Raw genomic sequence first — 22,162 nt, 5'->3', positions numbered from 1 at the left:
GAATGAGCGAGGTCTCCGGTAGAGGGTTAATCGACCAAGACAAACCTGAATACCGGAGACCTCGTGCCCAGCGTAGCGGTACCGGGGCGGGCGGATCTGACCGACGCGCAGTGGGCGCGGTTGGAGCCGTTGCTGCCTCGGGGAAAGAAGGCGGGCCGGCCGCCGAAGTGGACGAAACGCCAGCTCATCGACGGGATCCGGTGGCGCATCCGCACAGGATGCCCGTGGCGGGACATTCCGGACCGGTACGGGCCGTGGCAGACGGTGTACGGACTGTTCCGGCGCTGGCAACGCGCAGGGGTGTGGGCGCCGATCCTCACCCGATTGCAGGCGCTCGCCGACGCGGCCGGCGAGATCGTGTGGGATGTCAGCGTCGATTCGACCATCGCCCGAGCACACCAGCACGCAGCCGGTGCCCGCAGGGACGGTGATCAGCAGGCCGAGCCGCCGGGCGGTGTCGACACCGAACCGGATGATCATGCGTTGGTACGCTCACGCGGCGGCTGGACAACCAAGACGCATCTGGCATGCGAGCAGGGCCGCAAGGTCCTCTCACTCATCGTCACTGCAGGTCAGTGCGGCGACAGTCCGCAGTTCGAGGCCGTGCTCGACGCGATTCGGGTGCCGCGGCGCGGTCGTGGTCGACCGCGCCGCCGCCCTCATGCGGTACTGGCGGACAAGGCGTACAGCAGTGCCGCCAACCGTGCCTACCTCCGCACGCGAGGAATCAGGTCGACGATCCCGACCAAGACCGACCAGGTCACGAATCGGAAGAAGAAGGGCTCATCTGGTGGTCGCCCACCCGTCTTCGACACCGAGCACTACAAGCAGCGCCACGCCGTCGAGTGCGGCATCAACCTGCTCAAGCAGAACCGTGCTGTGGCAACGAGATACGACAAGCTCGCTGTCCGCTACACCGCCACTGTGCGTATCGCCGCGATCAATCAGTGGCTGCGATCAGCCGCCTTTTGAAACACGGCCTAGGTGTAGTTCCCAGGCAGGTTGTGAACGGCGTGCCGCCACGAGATAGGTGAGGACCTCCGGTATCGGTGTGGTTACCACACACACGCCGACTACCGAGAGGTCCTCGTGACACACGCTAACGCCTACCTCACCCCACGCGGCCGATTGGCCCTCGCCGAACTCGTCGTCAAGACCGGCTGGAGCCTGCGCAGAGCCGCCGAACGGTTCCAGTGCTCACCGGCGACCGCCAAGAAATGGGTCGATCGCTACCTGTCCGGTGACCGATCGATGCAGGACCGGTCCTCACACCCCCAGTCCTGCCCACACCGGACCCCGACCCGCACCGAACGACGCATCATCGGCCTGCGCTTCACCCGACGGTGGGGACCGCACCGCATCGCCTACCACCTCCACCTGGCGAAATCGACCGTCGAGGCGGTGCTGCGCCGCTACAAGATGCCCCAACTCGCCCACCTCGACCAGGCCACCGGACTGCCCGTACGCCGCCCGAACCCGCACCGCTACGAACACGAGCAACCGGGTGATCTGGTGCACGTCGACATCAAGAAACTCGGCCGCATCCCCGACGGCGGCGGGCACCGCAAGATCGGCCGACACGCCGGCAGCAAAACCCGCTCCGGGATGGGCTACGCCTACCTGCACCACGCGGTCGACGACCACTCGCGACTCGCCTACTCGGAAATCCTCGGAGATGAACGCAAGGGCACCGCGGCCGGGTTCTGGACCCGCGCCCACGCGTTCTTCACCGCACACCGGATCACCGTCAGGCGAGTGCTGACGGACAACGGATCCTGCTATCGATCAAAGGAGTTCGCTTCTGCTCTCGGTCCGGAGATCGCGCACAAGCGGACCCGGCCGTATCGGCCGCAGACCAACGGCAAGGTCGAACGGTTCAACCGCACCCTCGCTGCCGAGTGGGCGTACGCGCACACCTACCGGTCCGAGGAGGCCCGCTGTGCCACCTACCAGCAGTGGCTGCATGACTACAATCACCATCGGCCCCACACCGGGATCGGTGGACAGTCACCTATAGACCGCGTCGGCGTTCACAACGTCCCCGGGAATTACACCTAGGCCTCAGTCCGCTGGCGATGGTCGCTGAATCTGTCGGGTGTATGGCTGTCACGAGTCATCCAATGAATTGTGCTGCCGGAGCACTACCCATGTGGAGGACGTGCGCGGCGATGAGATCATTCTCGAGTTCCAGGAGTTGATGTGAGGCCAGCTCGGGCGTCGCTACCCAGGAGACTTCGAGGCTCTTCTGCATCGCCAGGATGGCACCCTGTGCGTGGTCCGCTTTCGCAATTTTGGCGAGGTGTGCCCGAGGTCTGTTCGGAAGCGCGCCTTGACCGACATACAGCAGTTCGCCGCCGGAATCTCCTCGTATGCGATAAAGCCCGACGGTGACCTGAGCGAAGTTCGACCCAACCTCGTGCAACGGTAGCCACGCGCTCCAGCTGTGACCACACCACGACTCGGTTTGAGGAGCCGGGGAAAGACGGCCTTTCGGTCCTGTGCCCACGTGGTGTTCGGCCAGCGGTGGGCCACTGTAGGCGCCACCGCGGAATCGAGCTCCCGCGGCGACCAAACGAGAGTTGTTTTGGGAGGAAGCGCGATAGCCGAGGGGAACGCGTCCGAATTGGACAGTAGGCGAGTTACCGCATTGCTGCCGGTACAGTGCGATCTCCAGGGCTTCGCGTCCCTTGCGCGTGGGTGCGTCGACATCCAGTGGGTATACGGAGGCCTCGAACTCACACCCACTGGAGTGCCGAAGTGCCCACAAGGCCGGGGCGGCAGTGTGCGGATCGCGGTACGGCATCTCGTCGTTGTAGCAACGCGAGAGTGCGCCCAACCGCTCGCGAAGATTGCGGCCGGTCTGACCGATGTAGTCGAGTTCGTTGCGGCCTACGCGACGCACGCGATAGATCCCAGGAGTCCGAGGTACGGCGGGATTGCGCGAAATCCCGCGCAATGGCAGCCACTCACTCCAACTCGTTTCCGGTTCTATCGTCGCGGATTTGCACGCAGAGGAGTCCGCCCACCGGTCATTGCCTCGTGTCACGTCACTCCTGCCGCTTGGGTTCCCCGCGGCCGATCTATGGACGCGCTTCGGGCATCGAGATTACCAATTGCCCGAGTTGGTTCAGAGGTGGCGCTCCACACGCTTGCTGACGAGGAGAGACCTTCGGCGCACACCTCCGGTCGCGATATTTCCGACACTCCATTCGTTATCAGTCGGATATCCGGCCCGTCGGCAGTTACCCGCTCGTGGCGGGTCTTCTCAGTTGCGCAACCCAGCTTGGTGGCCAACTCGGGATCCTGGCGCTGCGCGTACGCCGACCATCAGAGTGCCGCCAGCGTATTCCTTGCTCAACGTGTTCCGCGAATGTGGGTGTCGCCGTGTAAATCAGTTGGGCCGCGCACGATCTGAGAGATCACGCAACGAACGACCATCGGAGCGCCGCCAGTCGCGCCACCCGTTGCGGGTTGCCCCCAGTTTCTCGATTAGTGGGGACGAGGGATCGTCGTACTGTCTGCCTTCGAATTCGAGGGGCCGCCATCGGCGGTGACCCGAGCCTGATGAACGACATCAGTCGAGGCATCGCGGTAGTGGAGCACTTCGCCAGCTTCGAGACGCCCGGATCGAACATGCTCGCTCAGTGCGCCGTCCACCGGCATCCAGTTTTCCGGGCCAATCGAAATCCATCTGCACGAGCTGTGGGCAGTGATAGCGGGTGTAGACGCAGTAGTGCTTGCGCATGAGGTCGATGACGAGCTGAGCAGCTGCCGCGCTGACTCCAGGATCACGCAGCAGTCGTTCGAGCGTGCTCAAATCAGAAGTTCTCAGTGTTACGAGGTCATCGCCGGCATCTACGTACTCACTTGCTTCGATGCGAACGCCCGGATGCCTCTTCTGGAACGCATGCGGAGTTCCGAACTCGGAAAGCAGAGTGCTTTCGCGCACGTTGAGAATGCCGAGTATTGCACCTGGTGTGTCCCTGAGCCCGTGAGCGACGAAGACCTCCATCATTCCGACGCTTACACAGAACCGTCGAGGGTACTTGCTCTGACCGTATGTCCCGGTGCTCACAGACCAATACTGGAACTCGGTCGCACGGGGAGAGGGAACACATGCTTCGAGGAAGTTTCGCAGCAATGCGGTGAGCGCGCCCGATTCCGGAAGCTCTCGGTATCGGCGCACAGCGGTTGTGTACCGCACTTCCTGCTCTGCGAGGTCCTTCAGCGGGTCGGGGCGTTGCACATTAAACGTGCGAGGATCCGCGAGCCATCTGGTCTGCTCGTCGGTGCACAAGATTTCGTCGAGCGCGTCACGGCCGATGGTGACATCGGAGTGGGTGACGTTGCGCAGTGGGATCTTTCGCTCCCGTGCTTCTCGGATCAGCTGGCGCTCGAGTACTTGGAGCTGTTGTTTCGAGGCGGCCTTCGGAAGAAGTCGAACCATGGTGATCTCGTCGCCCCACTCCGCGGCGTGCCCACCCATCCGGGAACGGAGATCGACCGACTCGCCGATGTAGAAGGAACCGTCGTCGAAGCAAAGGAGGTACCACCCACTTCGTCTTGGACCATCTGCAGGCAGTGTGGACCGACGTACGTCCCCGAAGCTCACAGAAGCGCGGAAATTCCAACTGTCTGCCCATGCACTGACTTCGCTACTTCTCACGGGCGAATGATAGGGCGGAACTTTCGCTGAGCAAGTGAGACCGTTCCAGTCCGGTGTGTCTCTGTGTTGATCTCGACGGTCCAGCTGGTTATTTCCCAGAGGGCCGTCGGGCCGCGTTCGGTGGGAAGTACTATTCGGAGATCAAATCGCGTAGTGCACTGCGTGTTTCGGCATCGGTCGAGTAGATGACGGTGCCGATCATCCCACGGGTCAGTAGGACCTTGTAGACGTTGCGTACCAACCGGTCGAAGCGCACGTCGGAGATTTTGGTTCGATTCTTGAAATCCGGGTCGCGATTCGCATCCCGGACTGTGGTGAATCGTCCGTTGCGCCAGACCAAGTCAGGTCCGAGAATTACCCCGTTCCAGTCGTACTCGAATCCCTGCGCGGTGTAGACACAACCGACCTGCCCGAATCCGCCTTCCTCGGTCGCCCAGAGTGCAGCCGGGGGAGCGTCGCCGATCCTGCGTTCGCTCTTGCTGTTCCACGGGCGAGCCCATCCGCCGATCCGGACGTCCGGCACCAGATGTCCGCTCTTGTCCGCGTTGCTCCACGGCCAGCAATATCCGGCCGTCATACGAGCCGAGTAACCGCGATCCTTCTGCTGGGAGAGGAGGTGCTCCATCTCCTCGGGAGTATCGGCAACCCGGACAGTGAACTGCGGATCACCCTTCCACTCGAACGGGCCCCCTTCTTCGAGCTCCAGGAGTCGCTTGACCCACAGCAGATATTCTTCGCTACCCCCGCATCGAAACTGCTCGCCCAGATGTATGTGCTGAGTTTCGAGGCCCAGTGTTGCTGCGTAGCGCTCGATCTGGGTGAAGGACCCCATCTCTCCGGGACGTACGACCTGGTGCTCGTCGAGAAGGAATACAGGGACAAGGGCCGCCGCGATGAGTTCGTCGACCTGGGGACGATCTGAGCGAAGTTCAGCTCGCGTGTAGCGGTCGACGGAGGTTTCCCGGATGCGGTGTGCCTCATCGAGGATGAGCACGTCCAGTCCGTTGCGATCGGCGGTCATGAACTGGTTGAAGTACTTGAACATCTTCTGCACGCGCGGGGCACGGTGCCCCGCGACTTTACGCAGCGTCTGCGTGAATGATCGGGAACCGGTTGCATGCAGGACGGTTCGTCCACGACGGGCGAGCTAGCCGAGCAGCGACAACGCGATCACGCTCTTGCCGCTGCCCGGCCCACCGGTGACGATGATGACGCGCTTTCGATCGGCTGCGCGTGACTGCTCCACTTCGTGGAGCACGAGGTCGACGGCGAGCTGCTGGTTTCCGAGCAGATGGAACTGGGGTCGGTCGCGTACTTCTGCAGCGGCGACCTTGAGGAGCTGTTGTGAGGGTGCAACCGCAGATTTCATCAGGGCGTCGCCGGCTGCATAGCCGGGAGTGGGAGCGAGACGGCTCCGGAGGAATGCGATCATGTCGCCGCGCTCGGCGGCGGTGAACATGCGTCCGGTGACGCTCATCGGATAGGAGAGCAGGTCGGCGACAGCTCCCGGGTCGGTCGCGTTGTGCAGATACGCGATACCGGCCAGGGCATCGGGTTGATCGGACACGGTGCGGGCGAAGTCTGCGAGGTAGTCGCAGTACCCCTTGACCTGTGCCGCCGGGTGCAGCATCGGGCCTCCCGGCATTCCGGGTACGTCGACGAGCTCGGGATTGTCCTCGTAGCGACGGGCCGCCGACCATTGCTTCAACTCGATCACCACGTACGAGGCGGCACCGGTCTGCGGATGTGTCCCTGCCAGGACGACGTCGGCCCGCTGCGAGGTCAGCGGCAGGTGGTATTCGAGAAGCATCTCGACGTCATCGAGACCCGCGTCGACGAGATCGCGAGCGAGAACAGGCACGCTTCGTGTCCACGACTTCTGTTCGGCTTCGCCAGCACGGCGTCCTGTGCGAAACAGCATTTGCTCCAATAGCTGCTCCGCGAGTGATTCGGGTCGATCGAGGTCGACGATCCGGCGGGCGGTAGTACGAAGCAGCGTCACAGTCAGGTCCCCAAGGCAGCACGAATTCACTCGTGCGGGTGGGGGCATGTCCGTGGCTGCTCATCGCAGCGGAAGTCCGTCGGGCCGCAGGACAGAGACTATATCGGCGAAGGGTCGCAGATCGTTCAGGGGGAGTACGGCTGATACGTCCCGGACGACCTCCACAATATGGAACCGGCGGGCAAGGCCGCGTACACGCCTTGAGCGGCCGAGACCGTCCGTTTGTGCAGGACCGGGATACGGGTGAGAGCAGAAACGTCGGACAGAGACTCGCGTTCCAGGGCTCGCGTCACGTGCTCGCGTATCGGGATGCTTGCGGACTTGTCCAGGTTGCATCGCGTATCGGCTGCCACCAGGTTCGCAACGCCATCGATCGGAATCATCGACCACGGCACCACGTGATCGATGTGGACTTCTGCTGTCAGGCGGTCGTCGCAGTAGAAGCAACGACCGGACTGCAGATCACGCAGCGGATCGACGAGGGCGCGCAGTGCAGTGTGATCGGCACCGAACAGGAATCCGTCGATATCCTCCGCATCCAGCTCGGCCCGGTTGAGATCGATGACGTCGTGCGCCCACAGCGACCGTACGAACGTCCTGAGGAGCGTGGATGTGCGCCGCAACCCATCGGGTACGCCGGGACGCAATACGATTACGGCAATTCGGTCCAGATCACTCACCGTCATCTTCTTGTGGAAGCCGGCCGCGTCGAACAGGAACTCGTCGCGGATCTGACTGTGAGGGACGGATTGAAGATGTGTGAGCGGCTGCTGCGCCATCGTCAACCGTACGGAGCGCACCAGCCGTTGATAGACCGGGTGGCAAGCCTCGCGAGCGGCCTCTGCGGTGCGGAGCCCGTCACGCAGCAGGACATCCCTCGCGTCCGCGATGCGATCGGGGATCGAACGTCCCCGCACAACCTGGGCGAGCCGACCGTGGAGGTGGAAAGACCGGACCTGATTCCAGTAGTAGCCGATGACCCGGTGGGCGATCTCGTCGATCGGGACCATCAGACTCCCGTCGGGAGCAGTCGCGTTCTCCACACAGATGTCGACAAGCGCCATCACGGTAGCGAGTTTGTACGTCGAATTGCGGCGGCCGGCTTCGAGGAGTTGCACGACGCGGCCGGCGACGTCGAGTGGGTCGAGTGCCACGAAGCTCATTCCGGCACAATATCCGCCCACTCGAGTCGATTAGTTCGCCCCCCGTGAGGACGAAACTGGAAGTTGTGCAGTGTCCGGTCCTCATGCGCACACCGGGAGTCTCCTTCACCGAGCGGAATGTTGGAGCGATAGTGGAGCGCTGTTACCTGTTCGACTATTCTGCTGGCGGTCAGACCAATTCGCGTAAAGGGGCATGTTGAACGCCGACAACCGTGTTCTGGAATCGATCATCCATTGCGAACTCCTGGCGCGGTGCAAGGCCGGTGAGGACCTGCCGTGCTCGAAGATCGTTGCCGTCCAGGATGTGCCGCTACGGGAACAGCAGGTCCCCGAACCATGGACAGGTCATCTCGACCGGGCACGCTTGGTCTTCATCAGCAGTAATCCTTCGATCGATCCGCGCGAGGCTTACCCACGCTGGGGCGATGACATCGCCGAATCCGTTCGGTACTTCACCGACCGGTTCGACGGCGGCCCAGGGCAGATCCGTGACGGCATCTACAGTCCGCTACCCGAAGGCGGATGGTCCGGTGCAGTCCGTTTCTGGGCGGCGGTTAGGCAGCGGGCCTTCGAACTGATCCCTGACGCAATCCCTGGTGTCAACTATGCGCTCACCGAAGTCGTGCACTGCAAGAGCCAGAACGAAATCGGTGTGGTCGAGGCGCGTCATACGTGTGCATCAAGGTATCTGCCGATGGTGTTGGCGGCTGCCACTGAAGCCCAGGTCTTCGCGGTGATCGGTGTACAAGCAGTCCGTGAGGTCTCGGATCTGTTCGGGTTGGAACTCGACGGGAACAACAGATTCGCGCAGCTCGACCACGACGGGCACCGTTGGATCTTCGTCTATCTCGACCATCCGTCGAGCGGGGGCAAGAAGAAGCGTTTCGCCACGGCTTTGACGCATGAACAGTTCGACCGAGTGCGCGACGAACTCGCGGTTACCGATCTCGATGCACCGCGATTCTCCGCGCCGCACGATTCGTCGAAGGCTCGTTCGATCAGCAGTTTGTGGATGGATAGCCGCAGTTGATTCTGGGCGGGCTCCTTGACCTGATGCATCCGAGAGTTCGGCCCTAGGTATAGGTCTGGCTGGGGGCCTGCTGGTGCGTGCATCGCGGTTCAAGCTGCTCCAGCCCGAATCATCGCGCGTGCAGCATCCGCAACATCGCGCTTCGCAATCCTCATGTCAGGCTCGGACGCATCGCTCGGCGTCTCGCACCGGCCGCGGGTAACTCAGCCGAGGCCGAGTGCCGTCATCGAGTCAACCCGAGGTCGATGGCCGCAAGCCCGGCCTGGGTGCGGTTGTGGACGCCGAGTTTGGTGTAGAGATGCTCGACGTGGTTGCGCGTCGTCTTGTGGGTGATGTGCAGTTCGTCGGCGATCTGCCGGTTCGAGTGGCCCAGGGCGACGAGTCGCAGCACCTCCACCTCGCGCCCGGTTAACCCGGCCGGCCAGGGTGCCCGCCGCTTGGTTCGGTGCCCGGCCGCGGCCAGCACGACCTCGACCGCTTCCGTGTCGAACCGTCCGGCTCCCGCGTCGTGGCGCATCCGAGCGGCCGCATCCTCGGCGGTGAGCGCCTGCCGGTGCGGACGGGGTTCGCGGAGTCGCTGGTAGGTCTCGGCGGCTGCGAGTATCCGCGCTGGGACGCTCAGGTCGGCGCCGCGGACTCCGTTGGGATAGCCGGAGCCGTCGAGTCGTTCCCGATGCGTCTGCGCGAGCGCCACGACCGATTCCAATCCGCCCACGCGACTGAGAATCCGGCCCGTCAGATATGGATACAACCGGACCCGCTCCCATTCCACGGTGGTGAGCGGCCCCGGCTTCTCCCAGATCTGATTGGGCACGCCCATTCGCCCGAGACCATGGACCAGCCCGGCGCGGTAGAGGAGTTCGACATCCGTGCCGGACAGTCCCCGGTGCCGGCCCGCGGCCGCTGCCTGATCGGCCACCTGTCTCGAATGACCGAGCAGGAAAGGACATTTGAGATCGACGAAATCGGCCATCGCGCGCAATAACTCGTCCAACTCGGGACCGTTCAGAACGTCATGCCGATCCGGGGCCTGGGCGAGCGCCGCCGACCACGCATCCTCCTCGAGCACGCCCGTGGTGATCTCGTCCACGGCTGCATCGAACGTTCGTACCACCTGCGGACAGAACTGAGTCCCGCTACGTGCCTGTGCCACGGCGACCGCCTGCGCAGGTCCGCCGGTGCGCAGGTGCACCTCGGCGACGTCGGCCAGATGCACGATGTGCATCTCGACTGGTATCGCGTCGCCACGAGCACCGGCGGGCAGCCCTGCGCCGTCCCACCGCTCGAATGTGAAAGCCAGCATCGATCCGACCTGGGGGTCCAGCCCGATGCGGTCGGAGAGGATGCTCGCGGATCCGCAATGGGACCGGATGAGCTCGGACATCTGGCGGCGCGCGGTGAACAGGAACGCGGCGGCCCGGACGCTGCGCTCGGCATGGGGGAGACCACGCCCGGTGTGACTGAGCAGCAGGCGCAGGAACGGCAGTCCGGTCATGTCGACCGAGTAGGTGTCGGCGCGGAAGGCGATGTCGTCGCCGAACATGCGCGCCAGTTCGTGCGAGTCGGCATGGCACCCGATCCACGCGACCAGGTTCGCGTAGTACACGACGGCCCGTTGCTCGGGGCTCAGCCCCATCCGGTCCGCGATGCGCGTGGCGATCAGCGCCGACCGGAGCATGTGCTCCATCGGCTGACCGAGACCGATGTCGATCGCGAGGGACAACGCCGCGACCAACTCGGCTCGTCGCGGACCCTCACCGATGGGCGCCATCGTCTCAGTGTCCCCGGGGAGAGATAGGTACGGAAGATGAGGCATCGGCCCCATGCCCCCACGACGCGCTTGGCGCACGCTCGAAATACCCACCAGACAGGGAGGACGATCATGACCACCACTCCGCAGTCGGCCGCACAGCGGTCCTGTGAACTGCCCCACGTCTCCGGAGAACGATTCGCCGGCTACGCGGTGATCGGCGCCCCGTTCGCGAGCGGCCACTACCTCGCGCTGCGCAGATTCCCCGCCAACTCCATCGGCGACGGCTACACGTCCGTGTGGCACCGCGACCCGGACGGGGCATGGACCGTCTACAGCGACGTCCCGCCCGAACTGAACTGTCCCCGGTTCCTGGGCCACGCACTGAGCCGGACCGAGCAGACCGACGTCCGCGCCGAGTGGACCGGTCCGGCCGAACTGCACGTCACGGCCGGCAGTGAACTCGAATGGGATCTTCGGATGACCACGTCGCCGGCGACCACCGTCATGAACGTGGCGGGCAAGCTCATGCCGGACGCGCTCTGGCACAGTCCAGCGGTGTTGTCGGCGATGGGACGTGTCGCGGGGCCGATGCTCGGCGTCGGCAAGGTCCGGCTCGGCGGACACGTGCCGAACGGTCAGTGGTTCCGCGCCAACCCTCGCCAGTTGTGGACAGCGCACACCGTGCGCGCGGTGGTCGGCGGATCCGATCTCGGCCCCGACGGTCCGTTGGCCGAGCAGGCCGCGTTCGGCGACTTCTGGCTTCCGCAGCGCGCATTGTTCGCGACGGTGCAGGCGTGGTTCGAGCCGTTCGATGCCGGACGCCATTTCGCAGCACGTCCCGAAGCCGGGCACGCGGTGGGCAACTGAGCAGTCTGCGGATGCCACGAGACCCGTGCCGCGACCGACGCCCAAGACCGGCCGCGGGCGGGCCGAGAAGGCCGCAGCCAATCGCCGGTAGCGGCCTCGGTTCGTCGTCGCGCTGTGGCGACGCCGGTGACCACCGGAGGCGAAATCCACAGTTCGTCCGGTAGACCCCGAGGTTTCGGCCGAAAGCCGCCGCACCTCGGGGGTAAATGACACACAATGGATTTCGGTGACAGTGAGCAAACGAGAAAGGCGCTTGAACGTCCACCGCCCGCCCGCTCGGGTCTGATTGAAACCTGCGGGCGGCCTTGCGTTTTCGGGATGCGCGATGATCGAAGCAGTCTTGGGACTCCACGCGAGGGATCACGAGCCCGTCGAGGCTCGATCCGGACCTGCCGCACGAATCGACGACGACTCCGGCGGCGGTATCGCACTCGAGAGGCTGCTCGCGGTCGCGACATTGACACCTGCGCAGGCTGCGCTGCTCATCACCGATGTGGTCGATCAGTTCGAATCGGCGCATCGACGAGGCCGCTGTCCGACCGGCCTTCGAGGCGACGCCGTGAAGGTGTCCGGGACCGGGCAGCTCACGATCGAATGCACCGGGACCGGAGGCTCCTGGGACGAGGCGCAGGATGCGGTGACGGGTCTGATTCGACAGATCGCCACGAATTGTCGAGGCGCGGCACTTGCCGTCCGGGTGGACGAGTCGATCGCCGAATCATCGGATCCGGCGGACCTGGCGAGACGTGTTCGCCGCACTGCCGCAACCGAATTCGACCCGTCCGAGGCGGAGCGGAAGCGGCGCCAGCTCGCCGCGCTCGTCTCGGCGGTGCAGGGACGCGCCCTTCCGGACAAGCGGGAGACGGATCCGCCGGACCTGCCGGAACGACCGCTCCCGGCGATCGGACCCACTCTCGCCTCGAACGGCTGGCATCCACCCGCGGGGAAGGTGTGGCATCGCAAGAGGAGACGGTTGTCGCGGCGTCGAGGGATACTCGCGTTAATCTCGGTCCTGATCCTCGCCGGAGCGGCGTGGGCGGCTCCCGCCGCGTGGGCGCAGCTGAGCCGGGGTTGGCACACCCTCCTCGACCCGGTGGAGTCGTCGATGCAGGATCAGATCAGCCCGGTGTCGCCACCACCGCCGGTGCCCGAAGCCGCACCCCCACCCGTCGCGCCGGGAGCCACCGGGCCGGGCCCTGTCGACACCGCGCTTCCGGGCCGAGCCGGACCGATCACGCAGGTGACCGCGACCTTCGCCAACGGCGCCTGTGAGGCGGGACGCACATGCACGATGCGGGTCGATGTCGGCCTCGATCCCGGCGCGAATGTCGGTGCGGTGACATGGAATCTGACCGTCTACGACCGATGTACGGGTGTGGTCCAGCCCGGGGGTGACGTCACGGTGCCGGTGCCGCCGGGTGCTGGGGAGACGTACGGCATCGGCAGCGTCGCCCTGCAGCCCGGAACGGCGCTCGCGGTCGCCGCGGTCACCACCGCTCCCGTCGCGGCCGCGTCGCAGCCGGTGTACGTGCCCGCCGAGAACGCCACCTGCCCGCCCGGGGACCCGCATGCGGGCGGATAGGCGAAGGTCCGACCCCTGGCTCGTCACGGCCGCGATCGTCCTCGTGGTTCTCGGCATGCTCAACATGCTGTCGACGGGCATGACGTCGCTCGCGGTGCGTCATGCGATCCTCGCCGTCGTGGGGCTCGGTGCGATGTGGGCGACATCGCGCATGCGGGTCGCTGCCCTCGGCCGGTTCGGCTGGGTGTTGTTCACCGTCTCGGTCGTCCTGCTCGCAGCGGTGCCGTTGGTCGGGATCGCGACCAAGGGCGCTCAGCGCTGGCTGGACCTCGGCGTGTTCACCCTCCAGCCCTCCGAAATCGCCAAGCTCGCCCTTGTCCTGGTCCCCGCCGCGATACTGGCCGGCGGGTACACCCTCCGCCGGTTCGTCGCGGTCCTGGCGGTTGCGTCCGTGCCGGTCGCGCTGGTCGCGCTGCAGCCCGACCTGTCGACCGCCGTGGTTCTCGTCGCCACCGTGCTGCTCATGCTGATCCTGGCCCGGGTGCCGCTGCTGTCCCTGGCCCCGCTGTTCGTGATCGGCATCGCCTCGCTCCCGCTGGCCGTGCTGTTTCTGCGCCCGTACCAGCTCGAGCGGATCCACGTGTTCCTGTCGAGCGACGCCGACCCGCAAGGCTCGGGTTGGGCGGCGTGGCAGGCGGACATCGCGATCGGGAGCGCGGGATGGTGGGGTCTCGGGCGCGAACCGGACTACAACCTGAGGGCCGAGTACCTGCCCGAATCGGAGCACGACCTGGCCTTCGCGAGCCTGGTGTACGGGTGGGGTCTGATCGCGGGCCTGGCCGTCGTGGTGGCGGTCGTGGTCATCGTGTGGCGCGCCGTGCTCGCCGCCCGAACGGCACGGACCCGGGAGGCGGCGCTCGTCGCGGCGGGCATCGGTGGACTCTTCGGCATTCACACCGCGGTCTCGATCGCGCAGAGTCTGTCGCTGCTGCCGCACACCGGCATGCCGATTCCCCTGTTCAGTTACGGCGGCACCGCCTCGATCGTCGGATTCGTGTCCATCGGGTTGGTGCTCGCGGTGCGCCGCGACGGTGTGACGCGACAGCTGTGGGCCACCGAACCGCGTCGGCGACGGCTGCCGCGAGGAGTGTCGGCGGGTGCGGTCACGGTGACGGCATCGCTCGTCGCGATGTCGGTGTTCGCCTGGCAGCTGCAGACCGCTCAGGGCACGGAGTTGCGCGCGACGAGCGACACGCAGATGCTGCGCTGCATCCGGCTCCCCGCCGAGCGCGGTCACATCCTCGACCGTGGCGGCGTTCCGGTCGCGGTCAACGTCGCCGAGTACACCGTCGCGGTGGTGGCGCGGATGTTCGCCGAGGGAGATTCGGCGGCGCGCGACCAACTCGCTGCGCTGCTCGGCATCACCCCGGACCAACTCGACGAGGAACTCCGGAGCGGCGACGGCGAGTTGCAGGTCGTGCTCGGACGGGTCGGCCCCGAGCAGGCCCGGCAGATCGTGGACGCCCACCTTCCCTGGGTGCTCGTCTACCCGACTGGGCGCAGGCAGTACCCGCAGGGGGCGGTGCTGGCATCGATCCTCGGGTACGTCGGAATCGCGGACGAGCAGGACATGCAGTTCTGGCCGAACCTCGCGCTCGGCTCACGGGTGGGCAAGGCGGGACTGGAGAAGCAGTACGACGCGCTGCTCCGCGGCACCGACGGCAGACAGTGCGTGTACGTCGATCCGTCCGGGCGTCCGGTCGGCACAGGGGAGCGGGTGGATCCGGTGCGTGGCCACGATCTACGGCTGCACCTCGATCTCGGGCTCCAGCAGGCCGCGACCGACGCGCTGACGCAGGCGGTGCGCAGCAGCGGCGGGGACCTCGGCGCGGCCGTCGTAATGGACGCCCGCACCGGGGCGGTGCTGGCGCTGGCCAGCGTCCCCGGCTACGACAACAACGTCTACGGCCCCCCGGCTGACCTGGCCGCGATAGCTGCGCAGACCGAAGGAACCGGACCGGGCCGGATGCTCAATCATGCCGTCCAGACGGCCGTGCCGCCGGGCTCGACCTTCAAGATCGTGGTCGCCTCGGCGAACGCGGCGACCCACGTGTTGTCGCCGGACACCGTGCTCGCGGGCGGCGCGGCCTACACCTACGGCGGGCACACGTTCGCGAACTGGCAGCCGATGGGTGGGAACAATCTGCTCGGGGCGATCCAGTGGTCGGACAACGTCTACTTCTATCAACTCGCCGACATCCTCGGCCCCGAACGCATGGCGACGACGGCCACCGAACTGGGGGCGGGTGCGCGATCGGGAATCGATCTGCCGAGTGAGTCCGAGGGCTTCCTCGGCACCCCGGAGAACGTCGGAAGCATCGGCGGAACCTGGTATCCGGGGTCGACGCTGCTGATGGGGATCGGTCAGGGCACCGTCACCGCGACCCCGATGCAGGTGGCGCGCTGGACGTCGGGCATCGCCTCCGGGGCGATGGTGACACCGCAGCTCGCGGCGGCATACGGACCGGCGGACGCCGTGCCCATTCCCACCGCGGAGCCTCGGCGGCTGTCCTTCGCCGATGAGCTCGGTCCCGTGCGGGCGGGGATGCGGGCATCCGCCGCGGCCGGTACCGCCGGTCAGCTCGCGAGTCTCCCGGTGCCGGCCGCGGCCAAGACCGGCACGGCGGAGGATCCGTCGGCACCCGGCAAGGGCCTCAACGCCTGGTTCTCCGCGGTGGCGCCCTTCGACGCGCCGGAGGTCGTGGTGACGGCGCTGGTGCGGGGCGGCGGATTCGGGTCGGCGACATCCGGTCCCGTGGTCAAGAGTCTCCTCGAGCGCTACCTCGCGCAGAACCGCGCCCCGAACCGCTGAGAAGCGGAATCGGTGAACGATCAGGAACTGTAGGCCGCGACCACCTCGGGGTGGTCCATGCACGCGGTCGCGCCTTCCGCGACACAGGTGAGCGGGCGCTCGGCGGTCTTCACCGGGAGTCCGAAGGATTCTTCGAGCAGCTGCGACAGGCCACGCAGCATCGCCCCGCCGCCGATCGCCAGGATGCCTTCGGCCATCACGTCACCGATCGCTCGCGGAGGAAGATCGTCCAGGCATGCGGACAGTGTCTGCACGATGCCGGTTGTGGTGGGCCGCACCGCATCCATGATCTCCTCGGTTTCGAGGGTGACCAGTCGCGCCCGCCCGGTCGCGGCGTCGCGGCCCTCCACCACGAGCGACTGTTCGTCGGTGGTTTCGGGCGCGCCGACCTTTGCTCGCTCGGCGGTGAGTTCGCCGACGAGGATCTGGTGTTCGGCACGCAGGTACCGGTGGATCGCCCTGGTCAGGTCGTCTCCCGCGATTCGGCAACTGCGGTGGGACAGGACACCGCCGAAACAGAGGGCGGTGACTTCCGAAGTGCCACCACCGATGTCGACGACGAGATGGGTGCGCGGCTCGAGCGGGTTGATTCCGCAGCCGAGTGCACCCGCCACCGGCTCCGGTATCAAGCCCACTTTTCGGAGACCGGCCTCGTGTCCGACCTCGAGCACTGCGCGACGCTCGAGGGGGGTAGCGCCTGCGGGAACCGCGATGACACCCGTCGGCCGCAGACCGTACCCCCGGCGCGGGGCTGCCTGTTTGATGACGGCCGTGACGAATGCCCGGGCCGATTCGAGGTCCACGATCACCCCGTCGCGTATCGGACGGACCGGCGTGATCCCGGCCGGCGTGCGGTCGACGAGGTCGGTCGCGTCCTGGCCGATCGCGAGCGCTCGGTGCGGATCCTTCGTTCGCACCATCATCAGCGACGGCTCGTTCAGGACTATGCCGTCTTCGGGGGTGCCCACGACGGTGTTGGCAGTTCCGAGATCGATACCAAATCCACGCACGTCGGCCTCCGGCAGGGATTCCAGCGAGATCGGGCGGCAACGACATTGGTAGATGTCGCGTCCCACCAAGGTTACCGCTGTCGAATTCGTCTCAGTGTGGTGTTCGCGGAACCACTCCCGCAGTTCGCCGACGAGGAAGGCAGCCGCGCCCGGCAGGCAACGCGCGACTGTCTTTCGCGTCGGCGGATATCGGGGGCGCCGGGTGTGCCGGTCACGCCGCGATGCGGCACCCGCACCTGACGGCGCGTCCGTGTTCGTCGTCGGGCAGCCACCCGAATTCGTCGCAGATGTCGCATTTCGGCTGCGTCGCAGACGGTTCCGGCAAGGCTCGCCACAGCGGAATCCACGCCTGCGCGAACCGCATCGGATCGTAGGGGCGATGAACCGACTTCGCGGCAGCGACGAGCGACGGGATTCCCTGCGCCATGACGAGTTGCTCGACGGCTGCGGCGTCGTCCGGTTTGAGATAGGCGAAGGTCGCGGTCAAACCGGCTGCGCGGCAGGCCGTCGAGAGCCGGCCGATCGCAGGGCTGTGCGCGACCTTCCCGGCTCGAGACGAGCGGTTGGTTTTCGTCCTTGGTTTCTCGGTACTGACAAGAGCGCCGGGCTGCCCGACGTCGGTGCGCCCGCGGGTCGGTTCTCCAGGCGCCGGGCCGGTGACGGGTTCCTCGTAGACCGTCTGGATCGTGCTCCACTGCCCGCGTTCGTTCTGGATCTTCTCGCGGACGAGATAGCCGAGTTCGGCGAGTTCGCGCAGTGCCGAGCGGACGGCGTCGCGGCCTTCCCTCGGGGACTGGGCGGCGATCGACTCGGATCGGGTGTGCCAGTCGTCCGGCTTCGACAACAGCCAGGTCAGGATGCCGCGTGCGCGGAAGGAGAGACGCTCGTCGTTGATGACGGCATTGCTGAGAATGGTGAAATTGCCGGCCAGGCGCGGTCCACGACGCACGCCGCCAGCCAGGGTATTCTGGCTCACGTTCGACTCCCTTTTAGTCGGACACCCGGCCCGTCGGGAGGTGCAACTCCTGGCGGGCCTTCTTCAATTGTGGCGCCACGTTTGCGGCGATTCGGTCATTCTGACACCGCGCTGACCGGCTGCGCAAGGATTCTTTCGAACATGCATTCGTTCCTGGTCCTGTGTGTAACGCGCGCCGTTCCCGGATCGACTACACGCGGTAGGACATCGTCCGGAGCTTCTCCGGGCATCAAGTACGAAGCAGTGAACGGCAAGGACAGCATGACCGCGGACATGACCCCCAAAGCAGCAAAAAGTATCGCGGAAAGGCACCTGAAGTCGCTCGGCTTCGCCCTGAACGACCGCGCCGGTTCCGGCCGCATGCAGATCGCAGCGCCGGGTGTGATGGCACGAGTGACCGTGCGCGCCACACCCGTGAGTCGGTCCGAGCTGGTGAAGATGTACGAGAGTTCGACGTCCGGATCGTCGGATGCGCTGGCGTACTTCGCGTTCAACGGCTATGGGAAGACAGCCGTCGAGTATGCGAACGCCAAGAAGATCCAGCTGTACGGAATCGATCCGTCGGGCAAAGTGACGGAGTGCAATCGGGTGGGTCTTCGCCCTCCCGCCTCGACTTCACTCTCGAAGGGTATTCCGGCCCCGCGTCCGTTCGTCGTTCACCCGAGTCGGGGAGCGATCAAGCCGTCCAGCGCAGTCCGGCCTCCCGTCGTGCCGCCTCAGTCGCCTGCCATCGTCGCATCCAAGCCGCCGTCGCGCGGTCCGGCAGTTGGGCGGCGTGCGAAGCAGTGGATGGCCGGTGTCGGATTCCTGATGCTCTGCTCCGTGGCAGGCGGCCTGTACATCGGAACGAGTGAATCGGATCCCGGCCCCGCTGCGCCCATTCGAGTGGTGTCGACGACTTCTCCTGCCGGGTTCGCTGCGGTCCCCGCGACGAAAACGCCGGTGCAGTCGCCGTTCAGGATTCAGTCGAGCTCGGCGCCGGAGAGCTCGGCCTACGTCGCACCGCCTCCGGTATACACACCGTCACCGACGTACACACCGCCCCCGGTGACGACGACGTACGCGCCGCCTGCCTCTCCGGCCCAGTCGAGTGCCTATTACAAGAATTGCGATGCTGCACGTGCTGCCGGCGCGGCCCCGCTGTACCGCGGAGGGCCTGGCTATCGCTCCAAGCTCGATCGCGACGGTGATGGCGTGGCCTGCGAGTGGAGTTGATCGATCTTCGTTTGGAACCGACCGCGGGCTGGTGCTGTATGTAGTGCAATCGGACAGTGCCCTGGCATCGACCGAAGGAGTAGACCGACATGCGACCGACCGGCACCACGGCAAATCTCAACGTCCCGGACATCGAGGAGGCGCGGAGCTTCTACGCCGACTACCTCGGCCTGTCCGTCGAAGAAATGAACCTGGGGTGGGTGGCTCGGTTCACGACGCCGGACGGGCGGGCCGTCGTCCAGCTCGTCAGTGGCGATGCGACCGCACCGGTCGATTCGGCGCTGTCCGTCCACGCCGGCGACGACGTGGAAGCCGCCTACGAGGAGGCACAGCGTCGGGGGTTCGAGATCGTCTATCCGCTGACGACGGAGCCGTGGGGCGTGCGCAGGTTCTTCGTGCGCGCGCCCGACGGCACCGTCATCAACATCGTCAGTCACTCGGATGTGGCCGAATGATTAGTGTTCTGTTTTCATCGATGCATTGAACGTTCCTGTTCTGGCGCCGCCACCAGCGATCGGAGCAAACCCCAACTCCGGGACGGCTTGGTGGTTGCGATGGCACCATATGTGAATGAGGAGGACAGTTTTCGCACTTGCCTCGTTCGCCGCCGCCGCCGTACTGGCGGGGTGCGGTTCGCCGAACGAACAGGCGTCGTCTCTCGAGCGGACGGTTGGTGGCGTGGCCTCGTCGAGTTCTCCGATACCGAGCCCAACTACGACACAGCTCGCTACGCCGCGCGCAACCCGACAAGCAACGTCAATGGCTGAACAGTTCGACCAGATGACCTCGACGGCGTGCGCGGACGACGCGGATCCCGTGGCCTGTATGTACGAGCGGCAGGCGTACGTGAAGTTCTTCGAACGCTCCGCGATGCAAACCCTCGATCCCTCGTATCACGACAGTCTGAATCAGATGTTCGAAATTCTCTACACGCAGCACGATGATTTTGTCGCGAAAGGGTGTCCGGCAAACCTGGATTCAGAGGGGTGCTCGGTTCCACTCATGATTTCGGATACTTCGATGCTGACTTTAGGTGTGATGTTCTCGGTAGAGTGAACGGCACCTTCACGATTCAGTTACGGATCGCCGAACCCGTAGGTGAAACTCCCGGTCTCCCAGTTCATGGTTGCGTGATACTTGTACCCGCTCCGCGTGCCGTTCGAGTTCTCTTGTGTGGCGGCAAAGCACTCCAAGACTGTAGTTGCAGCCAATAGGTCGTCGACGGATCCACCTGCTACGGGAGAACAGGAAACCGAGAGGATCGGGCCGTCGATGATCGACGAGTCTGCGTGTCCTGTAGCCATTTCCATGATGCTGGCCTCGACCTGACGTATGCTTGCTTGCCTCATCGACCGCTCGGCGTTCTCTTTCCGTTCGCGATCGGCAATCTCCGCGGCGTGGCGTTCGGCGCTCTGTCGAGCTGTCTCGGAGGCCGCAGATTCGGCTGCAGCCATGGCATCGACATTCGCATCGTGATTTGCCTTCGATACTGCAACTGCCGTCAGCGTCAGGATCGCGCAGCACGCGGCGATCCATCCGATCATGCCGCGACTCAATCGCTTCCGCTTATCAGACGCCTGGCCTGGAGGTTCAGGAAGTGACAGCCATTGTGTGCCGTCCCAGTAGCGCTGCCTGCCTTGGGGATCTGGATACCAACCCGGGTCGGCACCGTGTGGCTCGCTCATGGCTCGCACCTCCCAAGGAAACGGCCGATGACTCCAGGTAGATCTGAGGGTATCGCGCAGTGCGCCGATCAGGGGTGTTTCGTGAACGGTTAGCGGGCAGGTCGCGGGCCAGCGAATTCGGACCTGGAGAGATACCTACCCTGCAAGACGTCACGAGCCGCGCAGCGAGTTGTCGGTGATCTCGGCGAGCGAAAAGTTGCTGGTGAGTTTCGAAATCCTCTTAGGTGAGACGCCAGTAGTGCACGGCTTGGGTGACATGAGCGAAATCGACGCCGAGCTTCTCCGCGACCGCGATGATTTCCTGGGTCGGCGAATCGAGGTCGACCATTCTGCGGCTGGACGGCAACCCGTCCGGGCCGGCAAGGAGAGAAGTCGGAGTGCTGACCGACGACGGGAGAGTCATCACATGCCACTTCGCAGGTTGAGATTCGGCCATGATCAATGTGCGATCGGCGCGAAGTATAGCGCACGCCCTCTCGGGGCCGACGACGATGACTGCACACGGATCACCGACCTTCGTGGCGAGCTGTGCCGCGATTTTCCGCGGTACCCCGGACGGTGCATCGAGGGTCCAGACGCCTTCGCGGAGTTCGGCTGGCAAGCCGAGGGACTCCAAGACCGCCCGAGTTTCGGCGTTCGGGTCGGTCTCGGCGTTTCTCGCCAGTTCGATCAGTGACTCGACCGACTCACGGTCGGACACTCGCGCATAACTTTGCGTCGGAACGTAGAGGTACTCGTCGACGACCTCGGTGAGGGCTTGGGGTACCCACCGGCGCAACCGATTCCATGTGCCCTGCCACAGAACGTCTTCCGGGCTTCCGCCGTCCAGTTGCGTGCCCTGACTGAGCACCGCGAGTCCCACGGCAATCATCGAGCTCAGGTAGTTCAACGGAGTCTCGGGAACATCCTTGTCGTCAGCCCCGGGGGAAAGGGCAGTCAACACATCCGCGAAGGGTTTTCGCCATGTCACCTCGTCGGCCTCCCACACCCCGGCGGCCAGAAGGTCGATGAAGATCCGGGCCACGCTCATACGCAATTCGAGCGGTGGTCGGGGGTTCTCTGAGATCACTGCGCGACGTAAGCGATCTGACCGAGTTCGCCATGCCGCACGCTGATGCGACGCGATCGAGGGAGGTTGGCGATCGCCGAGAGCGTCTGCGATCGGGTCGACGTCCTCGTCGGTTTCGTCGTCGGTTATGTCTGTGACCGGTTCGTCGTCGTCGACCGTCCACTGGACAGCCGAGTCCACCTCGGATCGGATCGTCTTGGCTGCGCCGGGGAAGACGAGGCCTGCGAAAGTCGGCCCGAGGGTGCGTTGGGCATTATCCAGCCAGGCACCCCACCGGTCCTCTTCGGAGGTGCTGCTCGACGATCGTGTCGCCGCAGTAGTGCCCCATAGAG

The 22,162-nt window shown here is 65.2% G+C and carries 17 protein-coding genes and 1 pseudogene; 9 read left to right on the top strand and 9 right to left on the bottom strand.

Annotated features, from left to right (window positions below; translation table 11 throughout):
• Positions 1 to 63: 63 nt before the first annotated feature.
• Complete coding sequence (locus A8G15_RS05545) at positions 64 to 972, top strand: IS5 family transposase (RefSeq protein ID WP_068156361.1); 909 nt, start codon at positions 64 to 66, stop codon at positions 970 to 972.
• A gap of 117 nt (positions 973 to 1,089) precedes the next feature.
• Positions 1,090 to 2,058 (top strand): IS481 family transposase, encoded by a 969-nt coding sequence (locus A8G15_RS05540; RefSeq protein WP_068156357.1) that lies wholly within the window; start codon positions 1,090 to 1,092, stop codon positions 2,056 to 2,058.
• 55 nt (positions 2,059 to 2,113) lie between these two features.
• On the opposite strand, the gene A8G15_RS30430 is transcribed toward A8G15_RS05540, so the two are convergent.
• From A8G15_RS30430 to A8G15_RS05525, 4 genes and pseudogenes are all read right to left on the bottom strand, one after another.
• Entirely contained in the window at positions 2,114 to 2,902 is a 789-nt protein-coding gene (locus A8G15_RS30430; RefSeq protein ID WP_156665260.1) for a GIY-YIG nuclease family protein, read from the bottom strand.
• A 672-nt stretch (positions 2,903 to 3,574) separates the two neighbouring features.
• Positions 3,575 to 4,666: a GIY-YIG nuclease family protein gene (locus A8G15_RS05535; RefSeq protein WP_156665259.1), complete on the bottom strand. Its 1,092-nt coding sequence runs from the start codon at positions 4,664 to 4,666 to the stop codon at positions 3,575 to 3,577.
• A gap of 130 nt (positions 4,667 to 4,796) precedes the next feature.
• A pseudogene (locus tag A8G15_RS32455) lies at positions 4,797 to 6,668 on the bottom strand (DNA/RNA helicase domain-containing protein).
• A 125-nt stretch (positions 6,669 to 6,793) separates the two neighbouring features.
• On the bottom strand, positions 6,794 to 7,831 hold the full coding sequence (locus tag A8G15_RS05525; protein WP_068156351.1) for an HNH endonuclease domain-containing protein: 1,038 nt from the start codon (positions 7,829 to 7,831) through the stop codon (positions 6,794 to 6,796).
• 193 nt (positions 7,832 to 8,024) lie between these two features.
• Between A8G15_RS05525 and A8G15_RS05520 the strand changes: the two genes are divergently transcribed.
• A complete protein-coding gene (locus A8G15_RS05520; protein ID WP_068156348.1) occupies positions 8,025 to 8,861 on the top strand; it encodes a hypothetical protein in 837 nt (278 codons plus the stop codon).
• Positions 8,862 to 9,084: 223 nt separating this feature from the next.
• Here A8G15_RS05520 and A8G15_RS05515 read toward each other — a convergent pair whose 3' ends face one another.
• Positions 9,085 to 10,632 (bottom strand): HD domain-containing phosphohydrolase, encoded by a 1,548-nt coding sequence (locus tag A8G15_RS05515; RefSeq protein ID WP_068156345.1) that lies wholly within the window; start codon positions 10,630 to 10,632, stop codon positions 9,085 to 9,087.
• Positions 10,633 to 10,743: 111 nt separating this feature from the next.
• Between A8G15_RS05515 and A8G15_RS05510 the strand changes: the two genes are divergently transcribed.
• The 3 genes from A8G15_RS05510 to A8G15_RS05500 all read left to right on the top strand — a co-directional run bounded on the left by A8G15_RS05510 (position 10,744) and on the right by A8G15_RS05500 (position 15,875).
• Positions 10,744 to 11,481, top strand: coding sequence for a hypothetical protein (locus A8G15_RS05510; RefSeq protein WP_068156342.1), 738 nt, complete (start codon positions 10,744 to 10,746; stop codon positions 11,479 to 11,481).
• 325 nt (positions 11,482 to 11,806) lie between these two features.
• The gene (locus A8G15_RS05505) at positions 11,807 to 13,063 is read left to right on the top strand and encodes a hypothetical protein (protein ID WP_068156339.1); all 1,257 of its coding nucleotides are present in this window, start codon (positions 11,807 to 11,809) and stop codon (positions 13,061 to 13,063) included.
• Positions 13,050 to 15,875, top strand: coding sequence for an FtsW/RodA/SpoVE family cell cycle protein (locus A8G15_RS05500; protein WP_068156335.1), 2,826 nt, complete (start codon positions 13,050 to 13,052; stop codon positions 15,873 to 15,875). Before A8G15_RS05505 ends, A8G15_RS05500 begins: the two co-directional genes overlap by 14 nt.
• 20 nt (positions 15,876 to 15,895) lie before the next feature.
• Here the strand turns inward: A8G15_RS05500 and mreB are convergent, their stop codons facing one another.
• Both mreB and A8G15_RS05490 read right to left on the bottom strand, forming a co-directional pair.
• Entirely contained in the window at positions 15,896 to 16,885 is a 990-nt protein-coding gene (mreB, locus tag A8G15_RS05495; RefSeq protein ID WP_068156383.1) for a rod shape-determining protein, read from the bottom strand.
• Positions 16,886 to 17,096: 211 nt separating this feature from the next.
• Complete coding sequence (locus A8G15_RS05490) at positions 17,097 to 17,861, bottom strand: helix-turn-helix domain-containing protein (protein ID WP_082899671.1); 765 nt, start codon at positions 17,859 to 17,861, stop codon at positions 17,097 to 17,099.
• A 141-nt stretch (positions 17,862 to 18,002) separates the two neighbouring features.
• Between A8G15_RS05490 and A8G15_RS31670 the strand changes: the two genes are divergently transcribed.
• The 3 genes from A8G15_RS31670 to A8G15_RS05475 all read left to right on the top strand — a co-directional run bounded on the left by A8G15_RS31670 (position 18,003) and on the right by A8G15_RS05475 (position 20,132).
• Positions 18,003 to 19,076, top strand: coding sequence for an excalibur calcium-binding domain-containing protein (locus tag A8G15_RS31670; protein ID WP_245687712.1), 1,074 nt, complete (start codon positions 18,003 to 18,005; stop codon positions 19,074 to 19,076).
• A gap of 89 nt (positions 19,077 to 19,165) precedes the next feature.
• On the top strand, positions 19,166 to 19,531 hold the full coding sequence (locus A8G15_RS05480) for a VOC family protein (protein ID WP_068156317.1): 366 nt from the start codon (positions 19,166 to 19,168) through the stop codon (positions 19,529 to 19,531).
• Between the two features lie 304 nt (positions 19,532 to 19,835).
• The gene (locus A8G15_RS05475) at positions 19,836 to 20,132 is read left to right on the top strand and encodes a hypothetical protein (protein ID WP_068156314.1); all 297 of its coding nucleotides are present in this window, start codon (positions 19,836 to 19,838) and stop codon (positions 20,130 to 20,132) included.
• 20 nt (positions 20,133 to 20,152) lie between these two features.
• Here the strand turns inward: A8G15_RS05475 and A8G15_RS05470 are convergent, their stop codons facing one another.
• Together A8G15_RS05470 and A8G15_RS05465 are read right to left on the bottom strand one after the other, a co-directional pair.
• Positions 20,153 to 20,761, bottom strand: a complete 609-nt coding sequence (locus A8G15_RS05470) for a DUF2510 domain-containing protein (protein ID WP_068156311.1) — start codon at positions 20,759 to 20,761, stop codon at positions 20,153 to 20,155.
• Positions 20,762 to 20,981: 220 nt separating this feature from the next.
• Positions 20,982 to 21,785 (bottom strand): hypothetical protein, encoded by an 804-nt coding sequence (locus A8G15_RS05465; protein WP_169833859.1) that lies wholly within the window; start codon positions 21,783 to 21,785, stop codon positions 20,982 to 20,984.
• Positions 21,786 to 22,162 lie beyond the last annotated feature (377 nt).

This window comes from Rhodococcus phenolicus (genome assembly GCF_001646785.1).
GTDB classification, from domain to species: Bacteria; Actinomycetota; Actinomycetes; order Mycobacteriales; family Mycobacteriaceae; genus Rhodococcus; species Rhodococcus phenolicus.
Note: the sequence above shows the minus strand (reverse complement) of the source record. Positions and strands in the feature narration are given on the sequence as shown.